The organism is Rhodoplanes roseus (genome assembly GCF_003258865.1).
In the GTDB taxonomy this organism is placed as follows: Bacteria; Pseudomonadota; Alphaproteobacteria; order Rhizobiales; family Xanthobacteraceae; genus Rhodoplanes; species Rhodoplanes roseus.
In genome coordinates this window covers 1-249 of sequence record NZ_NPEX01000931.1, presented here as the reverse complement: position 1 = coordinate 249, position 249 = coordinate 1, and the positions used below count along the sequence as shown (strand labels likewise).

The 249-nt window shown below is 63.5% G+C and carries 1 protein-coding gene; it reads left to right on the top strand.

The annotated features are described in order from the left end of the window. On the top strand, nucleotides 1–249 hold a 249-nt coding region (locus tag CH341_RS33060), incomplete at both ends, for an ImcF-related family protein (RefSeq protein WP_146604816.1).

The following is a 249-nucleotide window of genomic DNA, read 5'->3' as shown; positions in this document are numbered from 1 at the left end:
CGACGGGGACTTTGCCACCGCTCACTCTGGACACCCGACTGATTGCCGAGGCGCGGTCCAAGATCGCAGACCGCAGCTATGCGCAGCGGGCCTTCGATATTCTCGCGGCGAAGCCCGCAGCACGCACTCTCGCTTCTTTTGTGCCTGCCGATGCCTTGGGCCCCGTCGGCGAGCGAGCTTTTGAGCGAGCTTCAGGCGACAGCCTGCGCGCAGGTATCGACGGACTTTATACCGGTAACGGCTACCGAA